General features: G+C 37.0%; 34 protein-coding genes. 33 read left to right on the forward strand and 1 reads right to left on the reverse strand.

What is annotated here, in order from left to right; genetic code table 11:
• Positions 1–107: 107 nt before the first annotated feature.
• Positions 108–320, reverse strand: coding sequence for a helix-turn-helix domain-containing protein (locus tag A5870_RS07100; protein WP_086292243.1), 213 nt, complete (start codon positions 318–320; stop codon positions 108–110).
• A 158-nt stretch (positions 321–478) separates the two neighbouring features.
• On the opposite strand from A5870_RS07100, the gene A5870_RS07105 reads away from it, so the two are divergent.
• The 33 genes from A5870_RS07105 (at position 479) to A5870_RS07250 (ending at position 25,168) form a co-directional block, all read left to right on the forward strand.
• Positions 479–694 (forward strand): helix-turn-helix domain-containing protein, encoded by a 216-nt coding sequence (locus tag A5870_RS07105; RefSeq protein ID WP_086292244.1) that lies wholly within the window; start codon positions 479–481, stop codon positions 692–694.
• A gap of 531 nt (positions 695–1,225) precedes the next feature.
• The gene (locus tag A5870_RS07110) at positions 1,226–1,468 is read left to right on the forward strand and encodes a hypothetical protein (RefSeq protein ID WP_086292245.1); all 243 of its coding nucleotides are present in this window, start codon (positions 1,226–1,228) and stop codon (positions 1,466–1,468) included.
• A 172-nt stretch (positions 1,469–1,640) separates the two neighbouring features.
• Positions 1,641–1,985, forward strand: a complete 345-nt coding sequence (locus tag A5870_RS07115) for a nucleotidyltransferase family protein (RefSeq protein WP_086292246.1) — start codon at positions 1,641–1,643, stop codon at positions 1,983–1,985.
• Positions 1,954–2,307, forward strand: coding sequence for a HepT-like ribonuclease domain-containing protein (locus tag A5870_RS07120; RefSeq protein WP_016620402.1), 354 nt, complete (start codon positions 1,954–1,956; stop codon positions 2,305–2,307). The genes A5870_RS07115 and A5870_RS07120 overlap by 32 nt, the downstream gene beginning before the upstream one ends.
• Positions 2,308–2,338: 31 nt before the next feature.
• Positions 2,339–2,647, forward strand: a complete 309-nt coding sequence (locus A5870_RS07125) for a DUF961 family protein (protein ID WP_086292247.1) — start codon at positions 2,339–2,341, stop codon at positions 2,645–2,647.
• A 21-nt stretch (positions 2,648–2,668) separates the two neighbouring features.
• On the forward strand, positions 2,669–3,052 hold the full coding sequence (locus A5870_RS07130) for a DUF961 family protein (RefSeq protein WP_086292248.1): 384 nt from the start codon (positions 2,669–2,671) through the stop codon (positions 3,050–3,052).
• A gap of 126 nt (positions 3,053–3,178) precedes the next feature.
• Complete coding sequence (locus A5870_RS07135) at positions 3,179–3,658, forward strand: antirestriction protein ArdA (protein WP_086292249.1); 480 nt, start codon at positions 3,179–3,181, stop codon at positions 3,656–3,658.
• A gap of 34 nt (positions 3,659–3,692) precedes the next feature.
• On the forward strand, positions 3,693–4,052 hold the full coding sequence (locus A5870_RS07140; RefSeq protein WP_086292250.1) for a hypothetical protein: 360 nt from the start codon (positions 3,693–3,695) through the stop codon (positions 4,050–4,052).
• The gene (locus tag A5870_RS07145; protein WP_086292251.1) at positions 4,045–5,418 is read left to right on the forward strand and encodes an FtsK/SpoIIIE domain-containing protein; all 1,374 of its coding nucleotides are present in this window, start codon (positions 4,045–4,047) and stop codon (positions 5,416–5,418) included. Before A5870_RS07140 ends, A5870_RS07145 begins: the two co-directional genes overlap by 8 nt.
• Position 5,419: 1 nt before the next feature.
• Positions 5,420–5,638 (forward strand): hypothetical protein, encoded by a 219-nt coding sequence (locus tag A5870_RS07150; protein WP_016620396.1) that lies wholly within the window; start codon positions 5,420–5,422, stop codon positions 5,636–5,638.
• A gap of 23 nt (positions 5,639–5,661) precedes the next feature.
• The gene (locus A5870_RS07155; protein WP_086292252.1) at positions 5,662–5,892 is read left to right on the forward strand and encodes a hypothetical protein; all 231 of its coding nucleotides are present in this window, start codon (positions 5,662–5,664) and stop codon (positions 5,890–5,892) included.
• 303 nt (positions 5,893–6,195) lie between these two features.
• The gene (locus A5870_RS07160) at positions 6,196–7,380 is read left to right on the forward strand and encodes an XRE family transcriptional regulator (RefSeq protein ID WP_236550324.1); all 1,185 of its coding nucleotides are present in this window, start codon (positions 6,196–6,198) and stop codon (positions 7,378–7,380) included.
• Between the two features lie 95 nt (positions 7,381–7,475).
• Positions 7,476–7,688, forward strand: a complete 213-nt coding sequence (locus A5870_RS07165; RefSeq protein WP_042890939.1) for a hypothetical protein — start codon at positions 7,476–7,478, stop codon at positions 7,686–7,688.
• An 18-nt stretch (positions 7,689–7,706) separates the two neighbouring features.
• Positions 7,707–7,859, forward strand: coding sequence for a hypothetical protein (locus tag A5870_RS17295; protein WP_159160505.1), 153 nt, complete (start codon positions 7,707–7,709; stop codon positions 7,857–7,859).
• 9 nt (positions 7,860–7,868) lie between these two features.
• Entirely contained in the window at positions 7,869–8,399 is a 531-nt protein-coding gene (locus tag A5870_RS07170) for a hypothetical protein (protein WP_042890936.1), read from the forward strand.
• Between the two features lie 4 nt (positions 8,400–8,403).
• A complete protein-coding gene (locus A5870_RS07175; RefSeq protein WP_086292254.1) occupies positions 8,404–8,748 on the forward strand; it encodes a hypothetical protein in 345 nt (114 codons plus the stop codon).
• 69 nt (positions 8,749–8,817) lie between these two features.
• Positions 8,818–11,421 carry a hypothetical protein gene (locus A5870_RS07180; RefSeq protein ID WP_086292255.1) on the forward strand — a complete coding sequence of 868 codons (2,604 nt, stop codon included), beginning with the start codon at positions 8,818–8,820 and terminating at the stop codon, positions 11,419–11,421.
• Positions 11,422–11,425: 4 nt separating this feature from the next.
• Positions 11,426–11,740 carry a hypothetical protein gene (locus A5870_RS07185; protein ID WP_016620387.1) on the forward strand — a complete coding sequence of 105 codons (315 nt, stop codon included), beginning with the start codon at positions 11,426–11,428 and terminating at the stop codon, positions 11,738–11,740.
• A gap of 32 nt (positions 11,741–11,772) precedes the next feature.
• Entirely contained in the window at positions 11,773–11,934 is a 162-nt protein-coding gene (locus A5870_RS17300) for a hypothetical protein (RefSeq protein WP_016620386.1), read from the forward strand.
• A 57-nt stretch (positions 11,935–11,991) separates the two neighbouring features.
• Positions 11,992–12,300 (forward strand): hypothetical protein, encoded by a 309-nt coding sequence (locus A5870_RS07190; RefSeq protein ID WP_016620385.1) that lies wholly within the window; start codon positions 11,992–11,994, stop codon positions 12,298–12,300.
• A 27-nt stretch (positions 12,301–12,327) separates the two neighbouring features.
• Positions 12,328–12,489 carry a hypothetical protein gene (locus A5870_RS17305; protein ID WP_170924102.1) on the forward strand — a complete coding sequence of 54 codons (162 nt, stop codon included), beginning with the start codon at positions 12,328–12,330 and terminating at the stop codon, positions 12,487–12,489.
• Between the two features lie 64 nt (positions 12,490–12,553).
• The gene (locus A5870_RS07195; RefSeq protein WP_016620383.1) at positions 12,554–12,955 is read left to right on the forward strand and encodes a hypothetical protein; all 402 of its coding nucleotides are present in this window, start codon (positions 12,554–12,556) and stop codon (positions 12,953–12,955) included.
• Between the two features lie 4 nt (positions 12,956–12,959).
• Complete coding sequence (locus tag A5870_RS07200; protein WP_086292256.1) at positions 12,960–14,432, forward strand: ATPase, T2SS/T4P/T4SS family; 1,473 nt, start codon at positions 12,960–12,962, stop codon at positions 14,430–14,432.
• Positions 14,422–15,276, forward strand: coding sequence for a hypothetical protein (locus A5870_RS07205; protein ID WP_016620381.1), 855 nt, complete (start codon positions 14,422–14,424; stop codon positions 15,274–15,276). The genes A5870_RS07200 and A5870_RS07205 overlap by 11 nt, the downstream gene beginning before the upstream one ends.
• Entirely contained in the window at positions 15,273–16,034 is a 762-nt protein-coding gene (locus A5870_RS07210) for a hypothetical protein (protein ID WP_086292257.1), read from the forward strand. Before A5870_RS07205 ends, A5870_RS07210 begins: the two co-directional genes overlap by 4 nt.
• A gap of 182 nt (positions 16,035–16,216) precedes the next feature.
• Positions 16,217–16,579: a hypothetical protein gene (locus tag A5870_RS07215; RefSeq protein ID WP_016620378.1), complete on the forward strand. Its 363-nt coding sequence runs from the start codon at positions 16,217–16,219 to the stop codon at positions 16,577–16,579.
• 168 nt (positions 16,580–16,747) lie between these two features.
• Entirely contained in the window at positions 16,748–17,524 is a 777-nt protein-coding gene (locus tag A5870_RS07220; protein ID WP_016620376.1) for a hypothetical protein, read from the forward strand.
• Positions 17,525–17,534: 10 nt separating this feature from the next.
• Entirely contained in the window at positions 17,535–18,545 is a 1,011-nt protein-coding gene (locus A5870_RS07225; protein ID WP_086292258.1) for a conjugal transfer protein, read from the forward strand.
• Positions 18,545–18,763 (forward strand): TcpD family membrane protein, encoded by a 219-nt coding sequence (locus A5870_RS07230; protein ID WP_016620374.1) that lies wholly within the window; start codon positions 18,545–18,547, stop codon positions 18,761–18,763. Before A5870_RS07225 ends, A5870_RS07230 begins: the two co-directional genes overlap by 1 nt.
• Positions 18,764–18,776: 13 nt before the next feature.
• Positions 18,777–19,175: a TcpE family conjugal transfer membrane protein gene (locus tag A5870_RS07235; protein WP_042890934.1), complete on the forward strand. Its 399-nt coding sequence runs from the start codon at positions 18,777–18,779 to the stop codon at positions 19,173–19,175.
• Between the two features lie 42 nt (positions 19,176–19,217).
• Entirely contained in the window at positions 19,218–21,740 is a 2,523-nt protein-coding gene (locus A5870_RS07240; RefSeq protein WP_086292259.1) for an ATP-binding protein, read from the forward strand.
• An 11-nt stretch (positions 21,741–21,751) separates the two neighbouring features.
• Positions 21,752–24,115 (forward strand): CD3337/EF1877 family mobilome membrane protein, encoded by a 2,364-nt coding sequence (locus A5870_RS07245; RefSeq protein ID WP_086292260.1) that lies wholly within the window; start codon positions 21,752–21,754, stop codon positions 24,113–24,115.
• On the forward strand, positions 24,116–25,168 hold the full coding sequence (locus tag A5870_RS07250) for a lysozyme family protein (RefSeq protein WP_016620370.1): 1,053 nt from the start codon (positions 24,116–24,118) through the stop codon (positions 25,166–25,168).
• Positions 25,169–25,173 lie beyond the last annotated feature (5 nt).

Genomic DNA, 25,173 nt, shown 5'->3' on the forward strand with positions numbered 1-25,173 from the left:
TCTTTAAAGGATAAAGTAATATAAAAAGCATTGTCTTTAATGATAATGCTTTTTATATTATGGTGAATTTAAAGTAAATTATGCCAGTAATGGAAATAATATACGTTTTATGAAAAGAAGTCTTCGATTTTCACATTATAAAAATCAGCAAGAATTCTAGCAGATGATAATTTTGGTTCTTCCTTGTTATTCTCCCACTTAGATAGTTTTCCTTTACTGAATTTAGCTGTATCTGGATACTTTTCATTGAGTTGCTTTGCTAAATCTTCTAAGGTTAAATGTCGTTCTATTCTTAGTTGTTTTAATTTGTCCCCAATCAATTTGAATCCTCCCTTTTTGTTCTCTATGATATTATATCTTTCCTGTTGCGAAAACGCAACAAACATATTTTTTACGGTTTTCGTATTGACAGTGTAAATAGCTATGATAATATAGAATTATAAAGTTTCGAAAACGAAACAAACAAGGAGGTTTAGGTATGGTCACAGCACAACAATTCAAAAGTCCGTATAATAATTTGAAAATAATAATTGAGAAGCAGGAACAGAGTCAAAAAGATGTTGCGGATAAAATGGAAATGAATCGCACGACATTCAATCTTAAGATTAATCGAACAAATGGGCGAGATTTTTCACTGGAAGAAGCAAAAAGACTATCTGAGATATTAAGAATAAGCATTGATAATTTTTTTTGAACTTCAAGTTGCGAAAACGAAACAAAAGAGTGTGAAATTACTATATCTAACAAAGGGGTTTTAGCGAAGCAACTTAAAATAGATGGCAGAATTAAGTTGTTTCACTAAGGCGTTAGCCTTTAATGTCCATTGAAAAGTAAATAGGAACCAACAATACTACAAGCGGAATTAATCAAAAGAGGTCAGAAGCTGTAAGTATCGTTGATTCCCTACAAAGAGTTTCCCCTTTGCAAATCGTGGTTGATTTCATTATAAGGGAAAAACGCTTTGGTTGGTAGTGGAAACCATTTATAAAATCCATAAGTCGCTCGCTTGACTCGGTCATTGGGGGTGCTGATCGTACTAGATGGAACGCTTAGACTCGGTAACGAGATGAGTGTGTGCGTGACTGACAAAGAAGCCTAGCTGGCATGTCTGTATTTCCGTTGGGAGCATGTTGATGCGACGAATTTTTCTGATTATAGCATTAATAGCGCCAAAATTAGCGGAAGGAAAAATCAGAACTATGATTCGATAGGAGTGTATAAATGAATGTCGAAAGTTGAATTAGTTCGAAGAACAGCTCGTTTACTAAAGATAGTGGGTTGTTTGATTGGTTGGAAAGACAATAAGATTTGTTTTGCCAAAAATCATTCTGAAATTAACTTATTTTACTATTTAAAAAACGCATATAGTGTAGATGAATTAAAAGATTTAGTAGATTATTTGTTGGATGTATTAGATGATCTTGAAGTAATTGTATTTACAGGAGAATATGATGTCAGAGCTATGTAATATAGATACGAGCTATTTAAAAGATTTATTAGAGTCACGATTACAAGAATTGAAATGTTTATTAAGAGAGTTTTCAAAGTACCGAATTTCGTGTAAAGTAGATATTGAAAATGAAATCCGTATTTGTGAACGTGTCTTAAGTAAACTAAAATGAGAAAGGATCGATGATTACATGATTTATTCCATTGAAGAGATACAATCAGTCATTAAGCCTGTTTGTGAAGCATATAAAATCCATGAAGTGTATCTTTTTGGTTCTTATGCTAGAGGTGAAGCAGACGAACAGAGTGACTTAGATTTTGTTGTAGATACAGTAGATTCTAATATCGTTTCCTTATTAGACAAGATGGCCTTTAAAAGTCAGCTGGAAAATTTATTGGATAAGGAAATTGATGTTATCTTGAAGTCTTCACTGGATAATCCTAGTAATCGTAAAAGAAATCCTTTCTTTTTGAAAAATATTCAAGAAGACATGAAGGTGATTTATGGAGCAGAAAGACAAGTTTTCGTTAACTAATATTGTAATAATTATAGATGAGATTAGAGAAACTGTTACTAAATTTGGTAACAGTTTTTTTTCGTTTGAAAATGATAGTGACTATCAAAAATCGGTAGCATTTAGTCTTACTCAAGTTGGCGAAATGATTCGTCATAATTTGAGTGATGAACTAAAAGAAAAGTATACAGATATATCTTGGGATCATTATCGTTTATTCAGAAATGACTTAGTGCATGCATATAATACAATAGATTTAAAAGAAATCTGGTATTTTGTCCAAAATGATTTGAAACCGCTAGAAGAGTACATTAGGTATATCTTAGTTGAAGAACAAGGATGATAATTTTTGAGAAAGATGAGGTATTAAATTTATGGAGTTTGCTATTTGTGAGCCTAAAGCAACATTTGGTCGTTTAGAATATGTAGGTAGAAAAGAAGAATTTGCAGAATACGTTAATGGTCGGCGTCAACCAGTGGGCTATTATCATGCAATTATGTCGGTGAAACAACAAGAAACAATCGAAGTAATCATTCCCAATCGTGTGAATACATCAGGATTAAGCTACGGTGATGAAGTTGTTTTGAGAGATGTGAGATGCGAGCCTTTCAGCCAAGCAGCAGGAACAGATGGAGCAGTTGCTGGATGGACGATCAAGGCACAAGGTATCGAAAAAGCGTAAGTATTGGAGGAGTAATAGTTTATGGCAAAAATCAATGAATTGAACAAAGGAATTAGTTTAAATATTGAAGAAACCTTCGGTGAATTGAAATTTCTTCGAATGAAAGAAGATAAAAAGCGAGAAAACGATGAGGGAGAACTCATTTCTACCCAAGTTCGTTATGTGGTGCAATCGAAACGTCAAGTGTCAGAGGAGATTGTGAGCATTGATGTCTCTGCTGATCGGAAAGAGTTTGAGTTTGGTGATCAGGTAAAATTGATCAATCCGAGAATCGAATATTATTCGTTCAGACAAGGCAATCGGACAAACAACTATCTGAAGGTTGTCGCCGATGGCATTGAGAAAGTTCAAAAGAAAGTGGATCAAAGAAAACCAGAATCACATGAACAAAAAGCGAATAAGTAACAATAAAAAATTAGCGAAAAGCGTACAACAAAAGATTCAAGTTGTGCGCTTTTTTTGATAGATGGAGATACATAAAGTGGATTGAACTTGGGGCGTGTGTTGGAAAAATAAATCGAGGTGAAAGCAATGGCGAAAGTATTTGTTGAAAACTTACATGTTAGAAATCAAGGGAATTTGAAGGGGGATTGGTTTGATTTACCTGTTAGTATTGACCATATGAATCGAAAACTGGGATTAAAAGATGGTGATGAACATATCATTACTGATTTTGAAAGTCCGTTTCCAATTGGTGAGTATGATGATTTAGAAGAATTAAACGAGCTAGCAGAATTGTTAGAAGACCTGCCTAGCGGCTACAAAAATAATCTAGCTGAAATTAAGGATGCTTTCTTTAGCGATATTCGAGAAGCAATCGAAGATTATGAGGAGATCATTCACTTACCAGCGGTTTATAATGACAAAGATTATGGGAACCATTTAGTCGAAGAAGGCTTATTTGAAGTTCCTGAAAACTTGCGGTCATACATTGATGAAGAAGCATTAGGTCGGGATTGTCGATTTGAAGGAAATATTATTTACACTGATGACGGAGCATTTTATAAATAATAAGTGCTCGTATAAATGAGATAAGGGGGATGGAATGAATCCAACGACAAAAAAGTGGTTGTATCAGTTGACTGAAAGATCAACCGAAAAAAGAAATAGTTTCAGAGAGCTATTTTATAAGAAACATAAACAAATTTCGGATGACAAAGTTTTAGTAGAACTAGAAGCTTTCTTTTACAATCAAATGAAAAAACTAACGAATATACATGACGAAGGATCACAACAGCTAGCTGAAAAATTTTTTGATCGTACATTTAGCGATGTGCAAACGCAAGAGGAATTGCTTAAAAAATATGTAGAACAAGAGTTTCAACCCAAACTAAATGATGTGTATGAACGCTGTGTTATTGATTTAGAAGAAAAAGTGAAATCGTTAGGTGCAGATTATGTTTAAAGAAATATTCAAATATCGAGGACGGCGAATAAAAAAAGTCCATCTTTATGATTGGTGGCTTCATTTTTTATTTTTGCTGAGTCCTTTTTTGATTGGAATCGGCTTTGTTGGATTTCTTTTGTTAAAACCAGTCATGACAGATTTTCAAAAGGCGCAACAGTTAATTGTTCCGTCTTTAGTGATAACGCTCCTAACAGTGGGGGCTTGTTTTATTGTCTTTTCGTTTATGATGTGGTCTCGTTTAAAGGGTGGTTATTTTCTAAAAGTAAAGTACTATGACATGATTGCGAAAATGTTAAAACTAAGTGGCTTTGTAATTAAGAAAGAATCACGTCAAGCTGGTAAGAAACCTAAAGAAAAATTCCCAAAAGTTTATGTAAAAAAAGGCAAACATACAACTGATGTCACGTTACCATTAGACGGTGGGCAGCACCACGATCGATTTTTACAGTTGGGAAAGAAGTTAGAAGAAATGTTTTTAGCAGATTTAGTTGCAGAACAAATGGACTTTGGTTTTGTGACCTATTCTTTCATGACGGATGTCCTTTCGAAACGAATCGCAATCAGTGAAGTTATTGCTAAAGATGGCGCAATTACACTCATGAACGGTGTGAAATGGGCATATGACGAGTTACCGCACATGTTAATTGCAGGCGGAACAGGTGGAGGGAAAACGTATTTTATGTACTCGCTGATCAAAGCAATTTTATCAGTTGGAACCGTGCATATTTGTGATCCCAAGTCATCTGATTTAGCTGATCTAGCAGATTTACCTGTTTTCAGAGGGAAAGTTCATTACGGACAAGGAGAAACAATGATTCGTTGTTTAGAAGATGCAGTCAAACGTATGGAACAGCGATTTAAGTATATGAAATCTTTACCAAACTATGAATCAGGGCGTAATTATGCATTCTATAAGATGCCTCCTGAGTTCATTATTTTTGATGAGTGGAAGGCATTTTATGGGAGTCTAGGTCGTGATTATAAGAAAATTGAACGAGTGGATAATGCAGTTCAACAAATAGTTATGAAAGCCAGACAAGCTGGTATCTTTTTAATCCTTGGCACTCAAAAACCTGACAGTTCTGATTTTCCGTCGGGGGTTCGAGATAATTTAATGTGTCGGGTAACTCTTGGAAAATTATCTGTACAAGGGTATTACATGGTATTCGGTGATGAAAGTAAAAACAAGGCATTTTTTAATAAACCGATCAAAGGTAGAGGTTACATTGATGATGGCAGTGGCGTAGTCAGGGAATTTTATTCCCCGTTCGTACCTAAATCATACAATTTTTTGGAAGAGTTTAAAAAATATGATCACATGATCGAGTTAGATATACAAAACAAAAAAGAGTCCGAAGGGTAAGATGACATTGAGATTAAGTACTTTTTCCATAGAGTATACGAAAGAAGAAGAGCAGTTGATAGCAGATTTAATTACTGCTGCTATTGAATCTATCCGTCTTCATAAGAAACAAATGAAAGATGAGCTTTCCCAAATGCAAATAAGCCGCATGGATAGTGAGTGTTCACAATTACAGAATTTACTATATAAGTGTGCATTACGAAAACAACTACTGTCTTAATAAATATATTTTGGAGGAATATGATGAATAGGCTAAGAAGAGCAAGATTGCAAGGTGTTTCTGATTCTATTTCTGAGTTGATTGGAACTTTACAAGATATTAGAGATAACGAAGAAAATTACAAAGAGAATGTGCCTGATAATCTTTATGGTTCAGAACGTTATGAAAAATCAGAAGAAGCTATTGACCAGATTAGTGATGCTATTGATTCTTTAGAAGAAGCTACGGAATCAATTGAGGAAGCTATGAGTTAAAGTAGTCTAGAGTATAACTTGAGGGTTCGTGACTGTCGGAAAAAAAGGCGTGGCAAGGCTGCTGTGCAGCCTTAGCAGGCGCCGCTGCGATAGCAGGAAGGCGCTGATAGGCTTTTTCTGGGCATAGGTGGTGCTGTGCACCGCCGTGTGCCCGTATAACCCCCGTATTCTAACAGGGGGGTAATGAAGATGTAAAAATGACAGAATTTAACGATTAAACATTGATATATAAGCGATTTGTTACTTTACATTGCGCTCGAAAAAAATGGCGAAAATGTAAAGTAAGGCATGATTAGAGGTGAAGTGTTGGATAGTGAAGAATTGAAGCTGATTGGTAAAAGTATAAAAGCTTCGAGAAGTCTGTTGAAAATGACTCAGGCAACTTTTGCTAAAAATGTTGGTCTTTCGAGGCAATCGATTTATAACCTCGAAAGAGGTTTAAGTTTACTATCAGATGAAAAAATGTATCGAATTTATGACTTTATTACAGAGCAAAATTGTCATGAGCCGCTGGAAAGTATTATTGATTATATTCGTATCACGTTTCAAACTCATGATGTTGAACTAATTTTTAATGAGATTTTAAAAGTCAAAAAAGAATTTTTTGCACAAATATCTAGCCACCTTTACGGCTATGTCGGAGGGTATCAGTTAGATTACTTGATGGTTATGTATTCTAAAAAAGGTGATTCTCGTGGAACGATGATCCAATTATCTGGTCAAGGATGTCGTCAGTTTGAAGCATTTCTGAAAGCTCAAGGGCGGACTTGGTTTGATTTTTTTCATACTTGTTTTGATTACAGAGCAAAGTTCACTAGAGTTGATTTAGCTATTAATGATTATAAAGAATATTTGAGTATTCCGACATTGCTAAACAAAATAAATCGACAAGAACTGATTTCCCGTTTTGAACGTTTCGATTTCAATGGTTCTGGATCAATTTCTAAAAAGAAACGAGAAGGTGTCACTATTTATCTAGGTTCAAAAAGAAGCGAGCTTTATATTGCGTTTTATCAAAAGAATTATGAGCAGGCGAAAAAACTTGGGATTGATGTAGAGGATGTGCCAATCAAGAATCGTTATGAGCTTCGGTTTAAAGATGAAAAAGCCGAACAGGCGATTCATGGCTATACGAAAACTGGTGATTTGACTGAATTTTTATTGGGAATTTTAAGTGACTATCTTTGCTTTGTAGATAGAAAAGGCGGTGTTTCAAGGAAGTACTGGCCTGTAAATAAAAAATGGGAATACTTTCTTGGTGGTGTTGAAAAAGTAAAGCTAGTAACTGAACCGAATGAAGCTTTATACGAACGCTCAAAAAATTGGTTTAAACGATCGGTGGCTCCTACGATAAAAATGTTGATGGAAGTAGATGAGATTGAAGAAACAGATGAAGTGCAAGAAATTATCGATGAAGCTGAGCTTAGTGACAAGCATTTACACATGATTGAAGCACAAACAACAAGAATTGATGATATGATTCTTTGATAAATATAGAAAATAACGGAGGATGTGAATGGAAAATTCATACGAAATAAATATCATAAAATGTTATACAATCAATGATTGGGATGGAGAAACGAATGGAACGTATTAATGATCTATTGTCCAATCCAGAAAAATACGATCTATCACTGCAAGCAAGGGATGGCTTGCGTGAATTGAAAAGAATTTTTGATGGGAATCCTTTCTTCCCGATGGAGCCTTATGTTTATGCCAAAAATCATTTGTATGGCATGTATGCAAGAGGAGTGATAAGTGGGGACTTGATGCAAAGTATACTGAGCGATTTTTAATCTAATGAGGTGAAATCTGTGTGGGGAATTTTTGAAGATGGCGAGTTGATAAATATCTTTGGAGATGAGGCTGGTGCTGAATACTTTTTGGAATGTTGGATAAAAGAGGAACCACTGAGGAACTTTGAAGATTTCTCTGTTGAGAAAATTGATGACAAAATGAACGAGTAGGTGTTTAAATTGGAGTTTCGGGAATACATTGACTGTTATATGGACTCAATCGGCGAGGTATTAAGAAAAACGATTCCTGATTATGACGAAAATTGTTCAAGATCGATATTTTTACTCACAGAAGAAGAAAAAATTGCAGAACAAGATTGGTACAATTTCGTAACCGATAATCGAAAGAAGCCTGACCGTGAATTCTTGTTTGAGAATATTCATCGGTTTGGAGTCGATCGTGCCGACTTCTTCGATGCCAATAAACGACAGGTACCGAAGGATGATTTCATTGATTTCTATTTAAATGAGATCAAGAATCACTCTTTAATGAAAGAGACAAAATTTGAGGCGGAAGATCGTGCGTTTATTCTGAATCGTGAGAAATTTATTGCGAATGAGAAATTTGATGAACGCACGAACCCAGCAACGGGATACGATGAACTGAATATTACTACGTCTAAAAAGACCCAAGAATGGTTGTTACAAGCGCTCATATTGCGTTTTGAACGAGATTTTGGGTCTTTTTATATTGGACTACAAGCAAGGTGAATTTATGAAATCAATTCGTCTAGTGGATCACTTAAAAGAAAAAGGCTTTATGTGTTATGTATCTAGTCCTTCAAAAGAGGAGTACGAGAAATTCTGTGAGCTACAAAAAAAGACTGGCAACAAGAACATGAAGTTTAAACCCTACACGCCCGTTTGCTATGAAAAACAGCTTTCGAGAATCACGTCATTGATTATTGAAGGCTGTGCGAAGAAAAATGTGTATTATTACGACTTTTATAAAATCACTTTTATTCCTAAACAAAGTCAAGGATCAAATATCAAAATGTATGGTCGACACATGACAAGAAATCAATTGTTACGCTGTGTAGAGTGGGTAAAAAATAAATGACAAAAGGAAGTTTTTGGATGAGTATACGTTCGCCGCCTAAGCTATTATCATAAAAAAGAAAGAGAGGATGTGAAAACATTGTTTAAAAAAGTAAGTGTGCATTTTTTTGCTTCGATAGGATTGTTACTTGTTCTGTTGCTTGTTAAAACTACAACTGCTGATGCTTCTAGAAATGTAAATACATGGGGAGTCGGTAATTTAGGAAGTTCTGAATATGGTGAAATTGTGAATGATGAAACAGAAATCAGTGGCGATTATTCCTTTATTGCACGATGGATCGATGGGGTAACGACAGTTTCCACGTTCGGGGGTCGCTGGGATAGTTGGTCATATAGCTATGGTGGTGCTACAGGTATTTTGGGACACTTGCCTACAAATGATAGTGGAAAAGGAAATCTTGGCGTAATCTATCATAACGTTGGAATGAACAATGGTCGGGTAATTGATCTAAAAATCACGGTTACTGATTGGGAGAAAGGAGCGAATAACTATGGTTATATTTTTTATACGACTGGTGCAATCGCTCATATCCAACAAAGTTATCGTTTCGTTAAACAGCGATGGGAATTTATCGATGCTCAAACAGGACAACCTGTGAAGCTGAGCGGATATATGACTATTACGGATATCGATTTTCATCAAGGAGTGACTTTCGACAAAAATACTGTCCCTCATCTAGGAACGATTTACGTAACAGAAGACAGTAATATTAGTGTCAAAAAAGAGAGTGATGGTTCTTTAACTGTTTATGATCCGTTTCGTGTAAATGCTGATCCTAGCGACTTGTGGGCGCAATTCACGTTTTTGTACAAAGACACAAGTTTTGTCGAATTTGATTGGAATCTCAAGAATTTACCTAGTCACTTGTCAATAGGAGAACCGAATATTCATGAAAGAGGCGGTGAGTTCTTTGGATTTACTGGTAAAAAACTTGCTCGTACTGCCACGATTGAACCTGAAAAATATATCCAATCGGATGATGGTTTGAAAACCAGCTCAGTTCTTGAATCAATTCATGATTCCTTTACGTATCTCTTAATTCATAAAGTACCTGATGAATTAGATGAATTTTACTATCGCTCGTATGAAATCAGAGATGATTTGCCAGCTGGTCTTGAAGTTGTGAACTATCGAATCCTTGATCAAGAAGACAGAGATGTCTCATTATATTTTGACGATTATTCGACAAAGGACAAAATTCATTTTGTTGCGAAACCAGCTGTGCTAAAAACAGCACGCTTCTATGATACGGATTATCGGATCGAAGTTGAAGTGAAGGCAAAGGATGCAAAAGAGTTGGAAAAACTTATTGAGTCCGATCATGTGATTTTTCGTAATATCGTTCGTGTAAGCGTGGATGATAAACCGAAAGTGTCAGAAGAGGTGACAACACAATTATTTCGAAGAGAGATTATTGTTGATCATATTGACAAGTACAGTGAAGAATTGCTCCGAAAAGTAGTCGAACCGAAATTCGATGGGGAGTCGTACTCATATGAGCCATTCAATGATTTAGAAGATGACGAGGGCAATCGGTACAAATCAACTGTTACTCACTCAGGTGTAATAAATGGTCGTGATCTATACTTTGTGATTCCGTATCATATTCCATTGCTGGAAGTAAATGTCGAATCCATTCAAATTGATACTTCTAAAGCAGAAAAGGATGGTGGACTACCAACGCGATTAGTTTTAACAAAAGAAGCAGAATACGAAGAGGATTTGTCGAAACTGCGTTTTGTTATCGAAATTATCGAAGAAGCAACAAATCGTGTGGTGTATGAACAAGAACTGACTGTGAAAGATGAAGCCGATGTTTTGGAGCTATTGCTACCAACGGATGCAGCTGAAAAAGCAGAAAAAATTGATTATCTGGTGACAATCAAGGTAGTGGATAATCCTGACAAGAACAAATTTGTCACGGACACCAAAGATGTAGCGACTCACGGTTATACAGCTACTGAAAAGGTCTTGACCAATCAGGATGTAGTTAATGATGCAGTAGATTATGAAGCGGTGGCTCGTACACTACGCTTGCGTAACGAAGAAGCAGTTCAAGAATTCAATGAGACCATTCGTTTTGGTTTTGATCCAACTATCCGTTCTAAAACAGGCTATGGTTTCGCGATTGACTTAGCGCCACACTTTTCTAGTCAAGTTCACGACTCCTTGGAAGCTTTTGATCTTCGAGTAAACGTACCGCAAGAGTTAGTTGATAGTCAAATACACGAAGTTTTTGCCGCAAGAGGAAATGAAGTAACTATTCCTCTTGATCAAACATGGGCGCTAACTCGTTCAGGAGATAGTCGAGCGGATAGTTCCTTCATTTATGAATTTCCAGAAATACGTGTTGAGAGAATAACAGGAAATCTCTTTACAGGGAATCAGGTGACTAGAGCCAATCATGAATTACTTGATGGTGGTCGTAACTTCTATTTGCCGATTTGGCTTGAACTCGGAAGTTACAATGTAACAATTGAATCCGATATCGTAGGGAAGAATCATATCCAATTAGAAATGACAAAAACTGTCGATGTCTTTGCGTATATGTACGCAACAATGGATAGCGACACAAAAGAGTTAGACGAGTTGTTGTTAACACCAGTCTTTCCAGAAACCGACGCACCAGATGGATGGTCGGATGACGAAATCGCTTGGTTGAAGGGGGGATGATTTTGTGTATGGTACACATGCTTATTCCATTTACGGCGAGTTTGCTCGAAGTCGTGCTGCTTTTTGGCGCTTCGTTCGTTTTTTGTTTCTTGTTAGTTTAGGCATATTGCTGGCTCGTCATTTATTTAAGATTCCTTTTTCCTTTATGGACGGACTTTCTCAAAATTTGATGTCTGGCGATTTTTCTCAAAATCTGTCATTCAAACAAATTGCTCTAGAAAACGATCTTGTTCAATCGGTAGTGGTTTTTCTAACAGGATTAATCACTGTGTTTGCGACTTTCTTCAAATCACTGCGGCAGTTGTTGTTCTCTAAGTAGAATTATTTTTTATGGAGGGGAGGTGAGGATAGATGAACCTAGAACTAAATACAGACCGCTTTTGGGCAACCTTGGGCGTGATCGCATTGTGTTCGCTAGTCATTGGTGCAGCGTTGTTGTTCTTTCCAGAATTGATGGATAGTGTGTTTGGACAAATGCAGGACTATATCAACGGAATTACAGTGCCTAACTAAGGACATAAGGAAGAGCGATCTTCCTTTTTTTGTTCTTAGGGAAATGGAGGAACTACCATGAATATTGAAAGTATTTATGAAGAAATTTGGCAGGAGTTGTTTTCAACTTGCTCAGAATCGTTTGTCAAAAAAATGGAAGCTGAAAATGTACCATTTGAATGGATTGATCAAAAGCTAGATGAATTGAAAGCATTTAGCCGCAATCGAAGAAACAAAGAGTTGGAGTCGGTGACGGAACCACTAGCAGCGTCTGTCATTGATCGACGAGTACGGCGGATTTTCGATCAGGAAGTCTATCCGTTGATCAATGAAAAAGAAGCGTTGTTAAGAAAAGAAACAGCCGAACGACCTGAAAATGCACAATAAAAATAACTAGAAAAAGGTGGAATTTGAATGAATTTAGAATTGAATACAGATCGCTTTTGGGCAACCTTGGGCGTGATTGCATTGTGTTCCCTAGTCATTGGTGCAGCACTGCTGTTCTTTCCAGAATTGATAGATAGTGTTTTTGGACAAATGCAGAACTATATCAACGGAATTACAGTGCCTAACTAAACAGTGGAAAAGGCAAAGGTAAGGGATATCCCTTGCCTTTTGCTTGTTATATAGGAGGTGGCAAATGTTATCAGGAATACCTAGAAAAGTTGCTTTGATGTCTCTTATCTTTTTGGTTGTTGCAGGTCTCGTTATCTTTGTTTTAGGCAACTATCAAACAGATGTTGAGTCCCTTACTTTAACGGAAACGTTACGAGCGACAGCTCTTGCGAATCGAGATGATTCTGCACGAGTAAAACAGGGAGAATTTTATTTAGACAAGGAAAATTTTGAGAAAGAGTTTGAACAATCAATAAAAAAACAAGGTACTTATCGTAATCGTACCATAACAATTGATTTTGATTATTTGATGTCAACGAATGAGAAAGGAATCAAAGCGATTCGTGTGTACGTAAATGATGGACACTCTGTTGAACAGGCGACTTGTATATTAAGCACGTCAACAAACGACAAGGAGGAGGGCTAATAAGTTGGCATTAAAAGTTACTGAAGCTGTGAAAGATAATGTTAATGAAAAGTCTACGACAGTGAAAAAAATTGTTAAGAAGATGGAGCCTGTTCAAGATGCAATCACGAGTAAAGTGATTGATGTTCAGGCGAATGGCTTTTTGCCAAAAAAAGATGAAACAGTAAGCAAGAAAGATTTTAAGCGAAGGATTTCTGACGAGCAATTGATGAGTATACGTGAGGATTTAGTCAAGCACCATACAAAACTTATTTTAGATGCGGCTGTTAATAAGGATGCGAGAAATGAATTGTTGGAAATAGTAAAAAAAGAACAGCGGTTAAGCATGCATGGCAAAGAAATTGCGGAATATGTTGTACAAGAAATTGTAGGTACTGGATTCATTGAAAAGATTCTCTTAGATGATACTGTTACTGATATTGGCTGGAATGGTACATTTTTGACTGTTCAAGGCAGTGATTCGTACAAAATTTTTTCAAAAGAGGATTTGGAACTAAATGATCCTGAAGGAGCAGTATTGCGGATCATTAATCGTTTTGCAAATTCAGAAGGCAAAGCATTTAATCCGTCAAGACCGATTCTGGATGGAGTGTTTAATCACTTACGTTTAAGTGCCGTTGATAAAAGCCTAAGCCCGAATGGAACAACAACTTCATTAAGGGTTGTAAGACCAAGATTAGCTTTAACAGAAGAACATTTTATTGACTTTGCACCTGAGTTTGTTCTTGACTTCTTTAAAGTGGTTATGAAAGCAGGCGTGTGTATGACAATTGCAGGAGAAACAGGTTCAGGTAAAACAGAGCTGCTAAAATTACTTCTCTCATTTATTCCAAAGGAAACACGACAGATTGTGATCGAGGATGTTCAAGAAACGCATATAAAGGAGCTTTTACCTGAACATGATGTTTTCGCGTGGGTTACTTCACAAGAAAAATCGATTGAGGATTTGGTGAAAGCGAGTTTGCGGTTTTATCCCAAATATGTGAATGTTTCTGAGACTCGAGGAGCAGAAGCCTATGAGATGATTCAGGCGGCGTTGACAGATCATAAAATTGTCACAACAATTCATGCGACAGATGCATGGTCGATTCCTAGGCGGTTAGTTAATATGTGTAATTCAAAATATGCCATTAATGAGGATGCGGTAACCGAAGACGTGTTGAGGTATTTTGATTTTGGCATTCATATTAAAACGCTTCGATTAACAGTAGACAAAGAAAAGAACATATTCAAAGTCGTTCGTTATTTGTCTGAGATCGTTGAGTTTTCTCCTGATGGGTCACGGTCTATTTTTAAACAAACATTTGCTCATGGGCATTTTTATGTAACGACAGGTGTTTTATCGGAAAAATTTCAGGAACGAATGGCAGAAAAATTCTTGTCGTTTGATTTTCCAGAAATGCAGGATGAAGAGATTCAAAAATCTGCGGAGTTAACAGCGGTTATCAAAGATGTGGTGAAGCGTTATGAAAATTAGTCAGATTGAAACACAGAAAAAGAACTACTTAGATTTAGAGGAACTTTATGCGCTAAGTGCGGCGTATGGAAATGGAATGCAGCGAAAAGAAGTGATGCGACTGATTGCTATGCCAGCTCTAGTGATAGGAGTCATGCTGGGATTATTAACATATCTTTGGTGGGTTGTGTTAATTGGAATGGCTTTTGGTGCTTGGTATGGGTATCGTAAAATCTTGCCTAAGATTGTACAAAGACGTTATGAAACAGAAGCTTTATCTGCTCGCAATCATTTTATGAACACGATGACGCAAGTTATGGCAGATCCAAGTAAAACAGTAATACGATCGATTGAGCATATCTTGCCACGTATGCGTGGTGAACTTCAAACCGATATGGCAGAATTAGTTGCCTCGTTAATGATTGGTGCAGATATGGAATTAGTGATTGAGACAATGGCAAAGCTGAATGAAAAATACGACGAAGATGTCTTGTTTTGCCAATATCTGGAACAATTGGAAACGACAATTCATGAAGGCAAGCATAATGTATCGTCCATGCAAGATTTGACCAAACACCACAACGATATGCTTCAAAAGCGCAAGATATTTTTTGCGGCAAAAGATGACTATTTGCGAGGTGTGAAGCTGATGTCAACGATGATTATTGGTTTGATTGGTATGTTTCACCTATCGTCTTATGTCATGGGAAACAGTTTTGAAATGTATATTGATGGCTTTGCAAGAAGCATTATTGGCTATGTCACTACTGGAATCTATGTACCAATTTACTTTCTAATCATTAACAGATTTTTGAAAAATTATTTTGATGATTCTGTGATGGAAGTAGGTGTTCGAACAAAATGAGTCTAAGTATAGAGAAGCAAATTTCAATCGATGTAAAACCTTCTTTTTTTGTTCGGTTATTGCCTAATGACATCGTGCAACAATTAAGAGAAATGCATAATAGCACCCGTGCGATATCGAAGTGGCAAAAGAAAAATATCCAACGGATTATATTGCTGACGGGGTTATTTTTGCCTCTAGGTTACTTTATAGATTTGCGGTTAGCGCCTGTTGGGTTAGTGCTAGGCTTGATACTATATAGAAACCAACTACAAACGGTCAAACGAGTGTACATGCAATTTCGCTTTGAACGACAAATGCAATTTGCAAAATTTGCTCGACTATTGATTCCTCTCTTAAAACAAGCAGAATCTGGGATTAATCTGTATAAAATTTTTAGCCGTGTTGTTCCTCGTTTATCCTACGAAGTCGATCAGAAATTATTGATGGCATTAATGAAAGATATTTCTGATTTTCCAAACAGCATAAAGCCTTATGAAGATTATGCAAAAGCTGTCTCTGGAAGTGAGATGAGTATTTTGTTTATGTCAACACTCTATGATCTGGAACAAGGAGCGATTAACTTACAAGTGATTGATCGGCTCGGACAACTAGCAAGTCAAGAAATGATGCAAGGAATTGATCAAATTATTTCGTTTAAAGTCAAACGATTCCAATTATTATTTACGAAAATGATGACTAGTATTGTGGTACTGATTGTCGGTTTTGCACTTGCTTTGTTTATCTATCAAATTGGGCAAGTCGGATTTTATTTTTGAGGGGGATTTACGTGAATCAAGAATCTGAGGAGTATCCATTGTGGCGAGTTTTATTGGTATTTGTATTATTTCTTGTTGTGATGGGTGTGAGTTTTTATTTTTTTCGTAGTACAGGTGTTTTGTTGATGATTTTAGTTTTATTGGCTGTATCACATATTTTCAATCGGGAGGGGTGATCTAAAATGTTAGAACAACCAGTCAGTGAAATCTTTCGCTATTTACTTGGATTGATCCTTACGTGTTTTATTCTAAGTGTAGCGATTTTTTGTTATCAAATACAGGATGTGAATACGTTTCGACAACAAGTCAATTATCGTATTGAGCGGCGTGGCGGTTTAACGCAAGAAGCAATGGAAGAAATTGAAACGTACTCAAAAGAGTATTTTCAAGGTCGATATAGTGTCAAGAGTCCACAAGTAGGTGAAAAAGTAAGTTTTGGCGATACAGTTTCTTATGAAATTATTGGTAGTTATGAAGTTGTCTTTTTGCCGATGCCTACTGTGTATATGGCAACCGGTGGTCAGGCAATCTCACAGGTGAGGTGATATAGGTGAATCAAGAAAACCAAACAGGGCGTTTGTGGCTCTTTGTACTTGCGTTTGCAATAGTAATCCTCATCACTCCAATAGTGATGAGCAATTGGGAAGTAATTCAAGATCGTTGGCAACAATGGTTTAGTAATCGTCAAATAAAAATGTAGGAGGAAAAAGTGTTTGAATAAAAAATATTCATTTCAATTTCGAGAGGTAGAGAAGAAACTTTATCGAAAGTATCGTTTTTTACGAGGGACGTATGGTGCGTATGAGGCACAACAGGCACTCGTTGAGTTACAAAAGAAGCTTAGCGGAATTACCAAATTAACAGTCTTTGTGCAAGACATGGAAGAGTTAAAAGAGTATGAGTTTCAGGAAGTTTATATTGATCCAAGTGCAAGCGAAATACAGTTGTTAGATGAATTACAAAAGCAACTGTTAGAAGCAGGAGAAGAAATTGATGGCGCAAGAATTTATACGGAAATTAATCGCCAGTTCAATACAGAAGCAACTCAATTTCCAGAAATGAGTTCCAACGTGAGATCCTCAAAAGGACTAGTGGCTAAGCTGTTTCCTTGGTTGTTTAAACCAACAGTGGTCGATAGTAAAGATGCGCCATATAATCAACCAATCTTCCCACCAAAAGAAATTATGGATGAAGTTGTTGACCAAAGCGAAGAACCTGTATTATCGGTCTATGATTATGAAATGATTTTTACAAAAGTTGACGGTGTGCAAATCAGTTGTGAATTTCAGTCGGGCGAACAAAACGAGACACGAAATAGCGCACTCAAAAAATATTTTCCGATCGAAGGCAATTATCTAATAGTTGACGATGAGAAGATTTTAGCGAGTGAGTTGAAAAGTATTCGGTTGGAAAAAATTGAACCTGTGGATATTTTCAGTTTGCCAGAAGAAGGTAACATACTTGAAAATTTAAGTGAATTGCCAGAATAGGAGGGGTGAGATGGGATTAAAGGTATCAAGCAACACGAGCCAATCTGCTCCTAGTACAGCAGTTGTCAACGACAAGAAATTGTTTAAAGATCGTCAAAAACAAACGGCAATCCCTGCTGGAAAACGAACGATTGCTAAACGCACTCGTTATGTTGTGTGGGGCGTGATTGTGCTCTTAGGATTTAGTGGGGTTTCTGCGTTTATCAAAGCGACAAACGTTTCTAGTCAAAACGTGAAGTTGGAAGAAGAGGTTACGACATTGGCGAAACAGCTCTCAACCTTAACGGCATTTTCGGTAGATGAAAAGAAGGCAGATGCCTATTTTTCTGAGTTCCTACCGATTTTTATGAACCTTGATTCAGAAGACTATGATGCACGAGTGGAACGTGAAGCGTTATTAGAACACTATTTTGAAACTACGAGTGATCACGTGGTCGGAAATGACACGAATCGTCGATTAAAAGATTTCCGTTTGTATGAACTTAATCATGCGGATGAAGGGTTTGTGGCTCGCTATTTTGTGCGCTATACGACTAGTGAAATCGAAGGGAAGAATCCTCAAACATTTGAGCACTTGATAAATATTCCCTTTGTGGAAGAAAATGGCGTGTTTGCAATTACGGAATTTCCTTATTTCACCTTAGCACCAGAAAATCGAGGGATTGTCTCAAGGGTTGAAAGTAGCTTATCGGAACGAAATCAAGTGTCTTTAGTAGAAGTAGAAGGACTGGAAGAGTTTCTTGAACAATTCTTTACGAATTACTCTTCTAGTAGCGTTGAAGATATCGCATATATGATGAAAGAACCAATCTCGCTCGATGGACAGTTTGACTATGTTCAATCTGAAAATAAAATATATCAATTCGAAGACAGTGAGGAGACAATCGTTCAATCGGTGGTAGAGTTCCAATTGGTTAATACAAAAATCACACATAAAGAACATATGACACTAACGATCTCAAACGATGGGGATCGTTTTTTTGTTGAAAAACTTACACATACTTTAGGAGGAATGAACTAATGCCAACATTATCAGCACTTTTAGATTGGGTACAAAGAGAAGGAATTAATGCAGTATGGATCGTTATGGTCGGTTTTGCATTGAAATACCTGTTTGAACAAAAATGGAGTAAATTTGTGATCTTTCTACTTGCGGCGGGCGCAACGGCTTTTGTAGTAAACAATCCACGAGTTGTTTCTCAAGCGTTTGAAGCGGTGAGCAACTTATTCTTTAGATAAGAGGAGGAAGCAAGTGAAGGTTTGTTATAACTACAAAAAAATATTTGATGATCCAATTCGAGTACGTACATTTGGACAATTCTCCTTACCAATGCCACTGCAATTAAACCGTCTCGTATTATGGGGTGTGTTTCTAGGAATCACTTACCTATTATTTAGCGGATTAATTGATGGGGTCAATCAAATTCTAGGTGGGTCGAAATTTGCGATCTATATTTTCTTTCCGTACTGGGTTTCGGGAAAGCTCTTGGGATTAAACCCAGATGGTCAAAAGATTTTCCCATATCTAAGGGATTTGAGTCTATATTTGATTATTTTCAAGGGATTGAAAATACGTTATTGCGAAGAAGAGATTGTTCAAGATGTTTCCAAAATTATGTTTGAAAAAGTGAGAGAAGAAGAAAGAGTCTAGAAAAAGTCTAATGGCTCTTTCTTTTTTGCAAAGGAGGAACAAATGAAGGCAGTAAAAGAAATGGTCAAGTTAGCAAAAATTCCTATCGAATCAATCAAAGAGAATCTATTGTTCGATAAAGATGGCTATATTTGGGCGTATTATCGGATAACCGCTGAAGAAACGAATCCGAATAATTTAGAAGAATTAGAAAAATACAAAAAACGTTGGGCAACGATGTTTCGGAAGACATTGCCGAAGTATGGTGAATTTGAATTAGATATGTACCCCAAGGATAAACAGCTAGCGGAACGATTCAAAGAGTTTTCTAAGGATTTAGCACCTGAGCATTATTCGTTAGGGCTAGAGTATATGGGGCGAACGGTAGTTACTTTAAAAAATGAGCTCGGGGAAATCACTGAACCAGATTTTATACTGGGTGTTCGTCTTAAAGATATGTATTCGAACGAAAATCCGATTGAATCGATGAAACGAGTTGCCGAAGATGTAAGTGATCAGATACTGTCGTTGTTGGGGAAAAAAGTATTAACGGCTGACGATGAATTAGCAAAAATCAAACCAGTTGAGGAGGAGCTATATCGCTCTTTACGAAGTAGAAAAGCAAGTCGTCTGACAGAAGATGAACTGATTTACTTGAATCGGTTGAATTTTATCGGTGGTTTGCCGCATGAAAAAAATCAAGAAGATTACTCTAAGGAGCGAATTTCTCAGGCGATTGTTGATGCTGGGAAAGATGTAGGTTTTATTCATTTAGAATCGGATGTTGGCAAGAGTGTAGTTTCGTATCTACCAATAGCGGATTTTGAAGAAAACGATATTGCCTATAATCATTTGTATCAGATTGCTCAACAAATGGATTTTCCTTGCCGATTTCGGATTAAAGCGCATTATCCTGATCCAAAAGGAGTAACAGGTTTTTCTTCTAAGGTTATGATTCAAAAAAATCGTCATAAGACGGAAGCAAAGGAAGCTCGTCAAGCAGGAGAGTCAATCAGTTCACGGATAAAAGCAAATTTTCAGGCAACAGAATCGCTAGCAAATGAACTAGAAAACAATGAGCCGATTTTGCGATGGCTAGGGTGCTTCGTTATAACTGGAAAAAGTCGTGAACAAAACAAGCGGCGAGGTGATGCATTAATGAATGCGATGAAGACTTTGAAGATCAATGTAGTACGCCCTAGTGCGAAACAAGCACAATTGTTCTATCGCTGTTTGTTTGGTGCGTCAATCGAATCAATGTCTGATTGGATGCAAGTAACTAATGGGTATGGTTTGGCGGAAAGCTTGTTTGCAGTGACGAATCGAGCTGGCACCCGATCAGGGTGGTACCTTGGTCGAATTGATCCGTTTCTTGAGTCAGAAACCTTGAAGGATAGTATTCATTCTTCAAGAAACAGTGTTTTTTACAATATGTTGGTTGCCAATCAAGGTCAAGAAGGAGCAATTACGGATAGTCCACACGTCGCAATCACAGGTGAGACTGGGAAAGGGAAATCATACCTGACAGGTTTATTGTTCTTTTATTCGTCTTTATTAGATGCAAAAGTATTGTATATCGATCCGAAGAATCAAGTTGCCAAGCAGTTTAAACGAACTGCCAATGATCCAGTTATTCAACAAAAATTCCCGAGTTTTGTGACATATTTGAACTCTATTAATTACGTGACTTTAGATGCCTCTAAAAAAGAAAACCATGGTGTCCTAGATCCGATTGTTTTCCTCCATGGAGTGGAAGCTAAAGACACCGCACAAGCTATGATCCAATCTATCTATAATTTAGATAATCGTGAAGAAGTGGAAACTGCGATAAATGAGGAACTGGATAAAGCCATTGAGGAGCGAGAATTGGGAGAACAAGTCGGATTACTCACTGTCATTCGTCGCTTATTTGCCTACGAAGATCAAGTAATCAAACGTGCGGCAAAATTATTGTTGTCTAAAATCCAAAACAGTGTCTTACAGCTTGGCTTTAGTGATGGCGATTCCAAAGGATTGGATTTAGATCATAAATGTACAGTTCTTGGGATTGCAGGATTAAATCTCCCTGAACCGCACGTGCCAGTTAAAGATTACTCAGAAGCGAATAAGAAATCTACTTGTTTGATGTTGCCTTTAGGCAAGTTCTGTGAAAAGTTTGGAAATCAAAATGAAGAACAATATACGATCGAATTCTTTGATGAAGCTTGGATATTAGCTAAAGCCAAAGGCGGACGTGAAGTGTTGAAAGCCATGGAGCGCGTCGGACGGTCGTTTTGTAATATCCTTGTCTATTCTACTCAATCAGTCAAAGACGTTGGAGATGATCAAGATACAAATAGTTTTGGTACGATGTTTGCCTTTGATTGGCAATCTGAGCGAAGTGATATTTTGAGTCATATCGGGATCGAAGTAAATGAGCGAAATATGACGTTAGTTGAAAATATGAAAAAAGGACAGTGTTTATTCAGAGATATCTATGGTAGAACAGCAAAATTAAGTGTTCATAATTTGTTTCCTGAATGGCATCATGCTCTGCAGACAGTGAAGAAAACCGCATCCAGTCAGGCTGAAAAACAATTTGCCTAAGGAGGGTTTGTGTGAAAAATAAAAGAAAAGTATTTAAATGGCTAGGGTTATTTTTGATGTTTTTTATCTTGTTGACAACGGTTAGTGCTGATGCTACTCCGACACCGATTAATCCCGATCAAGAAACAAGTGTCACTGACAAAGCAGAGCAATATAACTTAGATTCTTATCAGAGTTACATGGTCGAACGGAAAAGGTGGTTTCAAAGTTTAGATATTGCAAACTGGCTAAATGGTGGTGCAAACTTATTTTTTGACTTGAACAAAATCGTTTTTTCTATGTTTCGAACGGGGATAGATTTGTTTGGTAATGCTAATGTAATTAATGATTATGTTTCTGTTTTTACGACTTATTCAAAATCAATGTATGATTCCTTGTATCGTGACTTTGGACTTACTATTATTGTAGCGATGGCGTTGTATTGCTTGTATTTGTACATTATGAAATCGCCCCAGCAAGCCGCTAAGCAGTTTTTTGCTTTTTCGGCTGTGGTGATTATAAGTATGGTTTGGAATAATAGTGCAACTACAATTATTCGTGATTTTAACTCTTTAACAGAAGAGGTTCAAGGAAACTTAATTCGTACAACAAGCAATGCTCAATCAACGAATGCCACAACACCTGTGACTCATGCACAAAATACGTTATTTGAATTAGCGATTGAGGAGCCGTTTTTGCTAATGAATTTTGGTGTCGCAAGCCGAAGTGAAGTTATTTCTGCTTATGACGCAAGTGCTATTTCTTCTTTGATGTTCTCGGGAGAATGGACTCCAGAAAAAGATGCAGAGATTGAAAAAGTTGTAAAGGAAAGAGCGGACGAGAATGTCTTTATGACGACTGACAAAGCTGGTTGGAAGTTTGTGGTTGGTTTTTTATCACCAATTACGACTATCGTTTTAGGAACACCTATTTTAATCTTGCAAGTGCTAAATTTATTGACAGGGATTATGGCGTTAATTGTGTCTGCTTTCATCGGACTAGCAATGTTTATCAGTATGATTCCCCGTTTTAGAGGAGCTTTTTTGAAGTCTTTACAATCTTTGATAGGCTTATTCGCAATTCGAGTATTGTTAGGAATATCCTTTATGATGTTAGTTTCTGTAATAAATGTCATTCGTGGTGTAATTCCAGCTGATGGCGTTGCCAATTACTTATTACAAGTGATTGCAATTACTGTAACTATTGTTGTTGTTTGGAAAAATCGAGATAAAATTTTTAAAATGATTTCTGGTGGAATGATTTCAAGTGTTGATGGCGGCTTATGGAATAAAGCCAGTGCACCATTCAAGAAAAAAGCTAAAGATACAGCAAAGCTTGGTGCTGATGTGGCAGGCTTGGTAACAGTCGGCGTTCCTTTAGGAGAAGTTATACCGAATGCAGGTAAGAATGCGGCAAATTCTATGCGAGAAAATGCTTATGATATTTATGCCGATCGACAAGCATTCAAACAGCAGGAAAAAGACGATCAGACACAATTTGCAGTAGATGATTACTTTGATACGGTTGATCGTGCAAAAGGTGTTATTGATGGGGAAGAACAAGCGAATAACCAACAATCAGAAAATGCGTTTGATAATGGAAGTCAGTATGTAGGGGCAACAGAAGAGTCTGTTGAATTGGATGATATGGACTTGAATGTTGATGATGTGCAAGCGGAAATCAATGAGTTAGAAGCTACTGATGTTCAGGAAACGAGTGAGAATGGAGACAAGATTGATACTGTAGAAATTGAGACGGCAGAGACGGAGAACGTAGAAAAAGCAGAAATCAATGAGTTGGAAGCTGCTGATGTTCAAACAACAAACGATGAAGCAAACAAGATTGATACTGTAGAAATTGAAACAGCAGAAACAGAGAATGTGGAGCAAGCAGAAATCAATGAGCTGGAATCTACTGATGTCCAAACGACAAACGATGAAGCGCACAAGATTGATACGGTAGAAATTGAAACAGCAGAAACAGGGAAAGTGGAACAAGCAAAGATCAATGGGCTGGAAGCTACCGATTTGGAGATAACAGCAGAATTAGAGACTGATCAAGTCACTGGATACCAAAGTGTCGAAAATGTCTTGAGTGCGAATGAAATCGATTATGATGCGCCTGATATATACCTAGAACACCTAGATCAGCAAACAAATGAGTTCTTTGCACAGTTGGAAAATGAAACCTTAGTACAAGCTAATTCGATTTATCAGTCGGAAGAAGCGGTTATGCCACATATCGTAGAATCACACAGTTTTACAGATAGTCAGAATATGATTGTTAATACAGATTTTGGTGCAGAAATTAAAAAGCAAGAACTAGAAACGAATAAAATGTCAGTGGATGAAAAAACTGCATTCGATGCATTATTAGCAGAAGTTCGAGGTGAGTAAATGATAAAAAAATGGATGGTTTCAGCATTATTGCCATTGTTTTTTGTTAGCTCGTTTTTAATTCTTGTTGCAGGAGGATATGATCAATCACAAAATAAAAGTGAAGATATTTTCTTCGATGGATCTTATAGTAATGTCGGTTTAAGTGAAGCTGTTTTACGATGGAAAAGTGAAGTCGAGCTAGTAGCAAAAGAACATGATGTTTTGGATCAAGTACCAATTTTACTAGCAATGATGATGGTTGAAAGCGGCGGTAGGTATCCAGACTTATTTCAAGCAAGTGAATCGTTAGGTTTGCCTGTCAATACGTTAAACGAACGAGAGTCTATTGCGCAAGGAGTGAAGTATTATTCGCAAGCTTTATCGATGGCTCGAGAAAACGAAGTAGATGAATGGTCAGCTGTGCAAAGCTATAACTTTGGACTGTCTTACATTTCATTTATCGCTAATAACGGCAAACGTCATACAACTGACTTAGCGGAGCGATATTCGAGAAGTGTGGTGGCACCATCTTTGGGAAACACGACGGGTGTGAAAAATGTGTATATCAATGCTGTATCTATTGCAGATGGACGAACGTATCAATACCAGAATGGTGGTAACTTCCATTATGTTGGTCTTGTCCAACAATTTATAATTACTGGTGGCGTCGATGGTTTTATTCTTCCTATTGATCCACCAAATATAAGTTCTTGGTTTGGTATGCGCAATATTGGAGCGGGACCCGAATTTCATAGAGGACTTGATTTTGCTCACCCACAGGGCACAGCAATCAGAGCAATTGCGGATGGTGAAGTGATCTTTTCAGGTTGGCATGATTCATGGGGCAACTATGTTCGAATCGAACATGGCAATGGATATTGTAGTCTATATGCTCATAATGTCTCGAATAATGTAAAAGTGGGTGACCGAGTGAAGCAAGGAGAAGTTATAGCTTTGGTTGGAAGTACTGGTAGAAGTACGGGACCGCACCTTCATTTTGAAATTTCTACGTCAAGAGATTTATCAAATGCTAGTCTACTAGACCCAGCGGAAGTGTTGGGCTTGAAGTGAGGAGG

It is taken from the genome of Enterococcus sp. 2G9_DIV0600 (genome assembly GCF_002140615.1).
Lineage (GTDB): Bacteria > Bacillota > Bacilli > Lactobacillales > Enterococcaceae > Enterococcus_D > Enterococcus_D innesii.

Bases quoted from the DNA above. Each gene is read 5' to 3' on its own strand.
- A5870_RS07105 (WP_086292244.1), top strand. From the start codon at position 479: ATGGTCACAGCACAACAATTCAAAAGTCCGTATAATAATTTGAAAATA.
- A5870_RS07110 (WP_086292245.1), top strand. From the start codon at position 1,226: ATGTCGAAAGTTGAATTAGTTCGAAGAACAGCTCGTTTACTAAAGATA.
- A5870_RS07115 (WP_086292246.1), top strand. From the start codon at position 1,641: ATGATTTATTCCATTGAAGAGATACAATCAGTCATTAAGCCTGTTTGT.
- A5870_RS07120 (WP_016620402.1), top strand. From the start codon at position 1,954: ATGGAGCAGAAAGACAAGTTTTCGTTAACTAATATTGTAATAATTATA.
- A5870_RS07125 (WP_086292247.1), top strand. From the start codon at position 2,339: ATGGAGTTTGCTATTTGTGAGCCTAAAGCAACATTTGGTCGTTTAGAA.
- A5870_RS07130 (WP_086292248.1), top strand. From the start codon at position 2,669: ATGGCAAAAATCAATGAATTGAACAAAGGAATTAGTTTAAATATTGAA.
- A5870_RS07135 (WP_086292249.1), top strand. From the start codon at position 3,179: ATGGCGAAAGTATTTGTTGAAAACTTACATGTTAGAAATCAAGGGAAT.
- A5870_RS07140 (WP_086292250.1), top strand. From the start codon at position 3,693: ATGAATCCAACGACAAAAAAGTGGTTGTATCAGTTGACTGAAAGATCA.
- A5870_RS07145 (WP_086292251.1), top strand. From the start codon at position 4,045: ATGTTTAAAGAAATATTCAAATATCGAGGACGGCGAATAAAAAAAGTC.
- A5870_RS07150 (WP_016620396.1), top strand. From the start codon at position 5,420: ATGACATTGAGATTAAGTACTTTTTCCATAGAGTATACGAAAGAAGAA.
- A5870_RS07155 (WP_086292252.1), top strand. From the start codon at position 5,662: ATGAATAGGCTAAGAAGAGCAAGATTGCAAGGTGTTTCTGATTCTATT.
- A5870_RS07165 (WP_042890939.1), top strand. From the start codon at position 7,476: ATGGAACGTATTAATGATCTATTGTCCAATCCAGAAAAATACGATCTA.
- A5870_RS07175 (WP_086292254.1), top strand. From the start codon at position 8,404: ATGAAATCAATTCGTCTAGTGGATCACTTAAAAGAAAAAGGCTTTATG.
- A5870_RS17300 (WP_016620386.1), top strand. From the start codon at position 11,773: ATGAACCTAGAACTAAATACAGACCGCTTTTGGGCAACCTTGGGCGTG.
- A5870_RS07190 (WP_016620385.1), top strand. From the start codon at position 11,992: ATGAATATTGAAAGTATTTATGAAGAAATTTGGCAGGAGTTGTTTTCA.
- A5870_RS17305 (WP_170924102.1), top strand. From the start codon at position 12,328: ATGAATTTAGAATTGAATACAGATCGCTTTTGGGCAACCTTGGGCGTG.
- A5870_RS07195 (WP_016620383.1), top strand. From the start codon at position 12,554: ATGTTATCAGGAATACCTAGAAAAGTTGCTTTGATGTCTCTTATCTTT.
- A5870_RS07205 (WP_016620381.1), top strand. From the start codon at position 14,422: ATGAAAATTAGTCAGATTGAAACACAGAAAAAGAACTACTTAGATTTA.
- A5870_RS07210 (WP_086292257.1), top strand. From the start codon at position 15,273: ATGAGTCTAAGTATAGAGAAGCAAATTTCAATCGATGTAAAACCTTCT.
- A5870_RS07215 (WP_016620378.1), top strand. From the start codon at position 16,217: ATGTTAGAACAACCAGTCAGTGAAATCTTTCGCTATTTACTTGGATTG.
- A5870_RS07225 (WP_086292258.1), top strand. From the start codon at position 17,535: ATGGGATTAAAGGTATCAAGCAACACGAGCCAATCTGCTCCTAGTACA.
- A5870_RS07230 (WP_016620374.1), top strand. From the start codon at position 18,545: ATGCCAACATTATCAGCACTTTTAGATTGGGTACAAAGAGAAGGAATT.
- A5870_RS07240 (WP_086292259.1), top strand. From the start codon at position 19,218: ATGAAGGCAGTAAAAGAAATGGTCAAGTTAGCAAAAATTCCTATCGAA.
- A5870_RS07250 (WP_016620370.1), top strand. From the start codon at position 24,116: ATGATAAAAAAATGGATGGTTTCAGCATTATTGCCATTGTTTTTTGTT.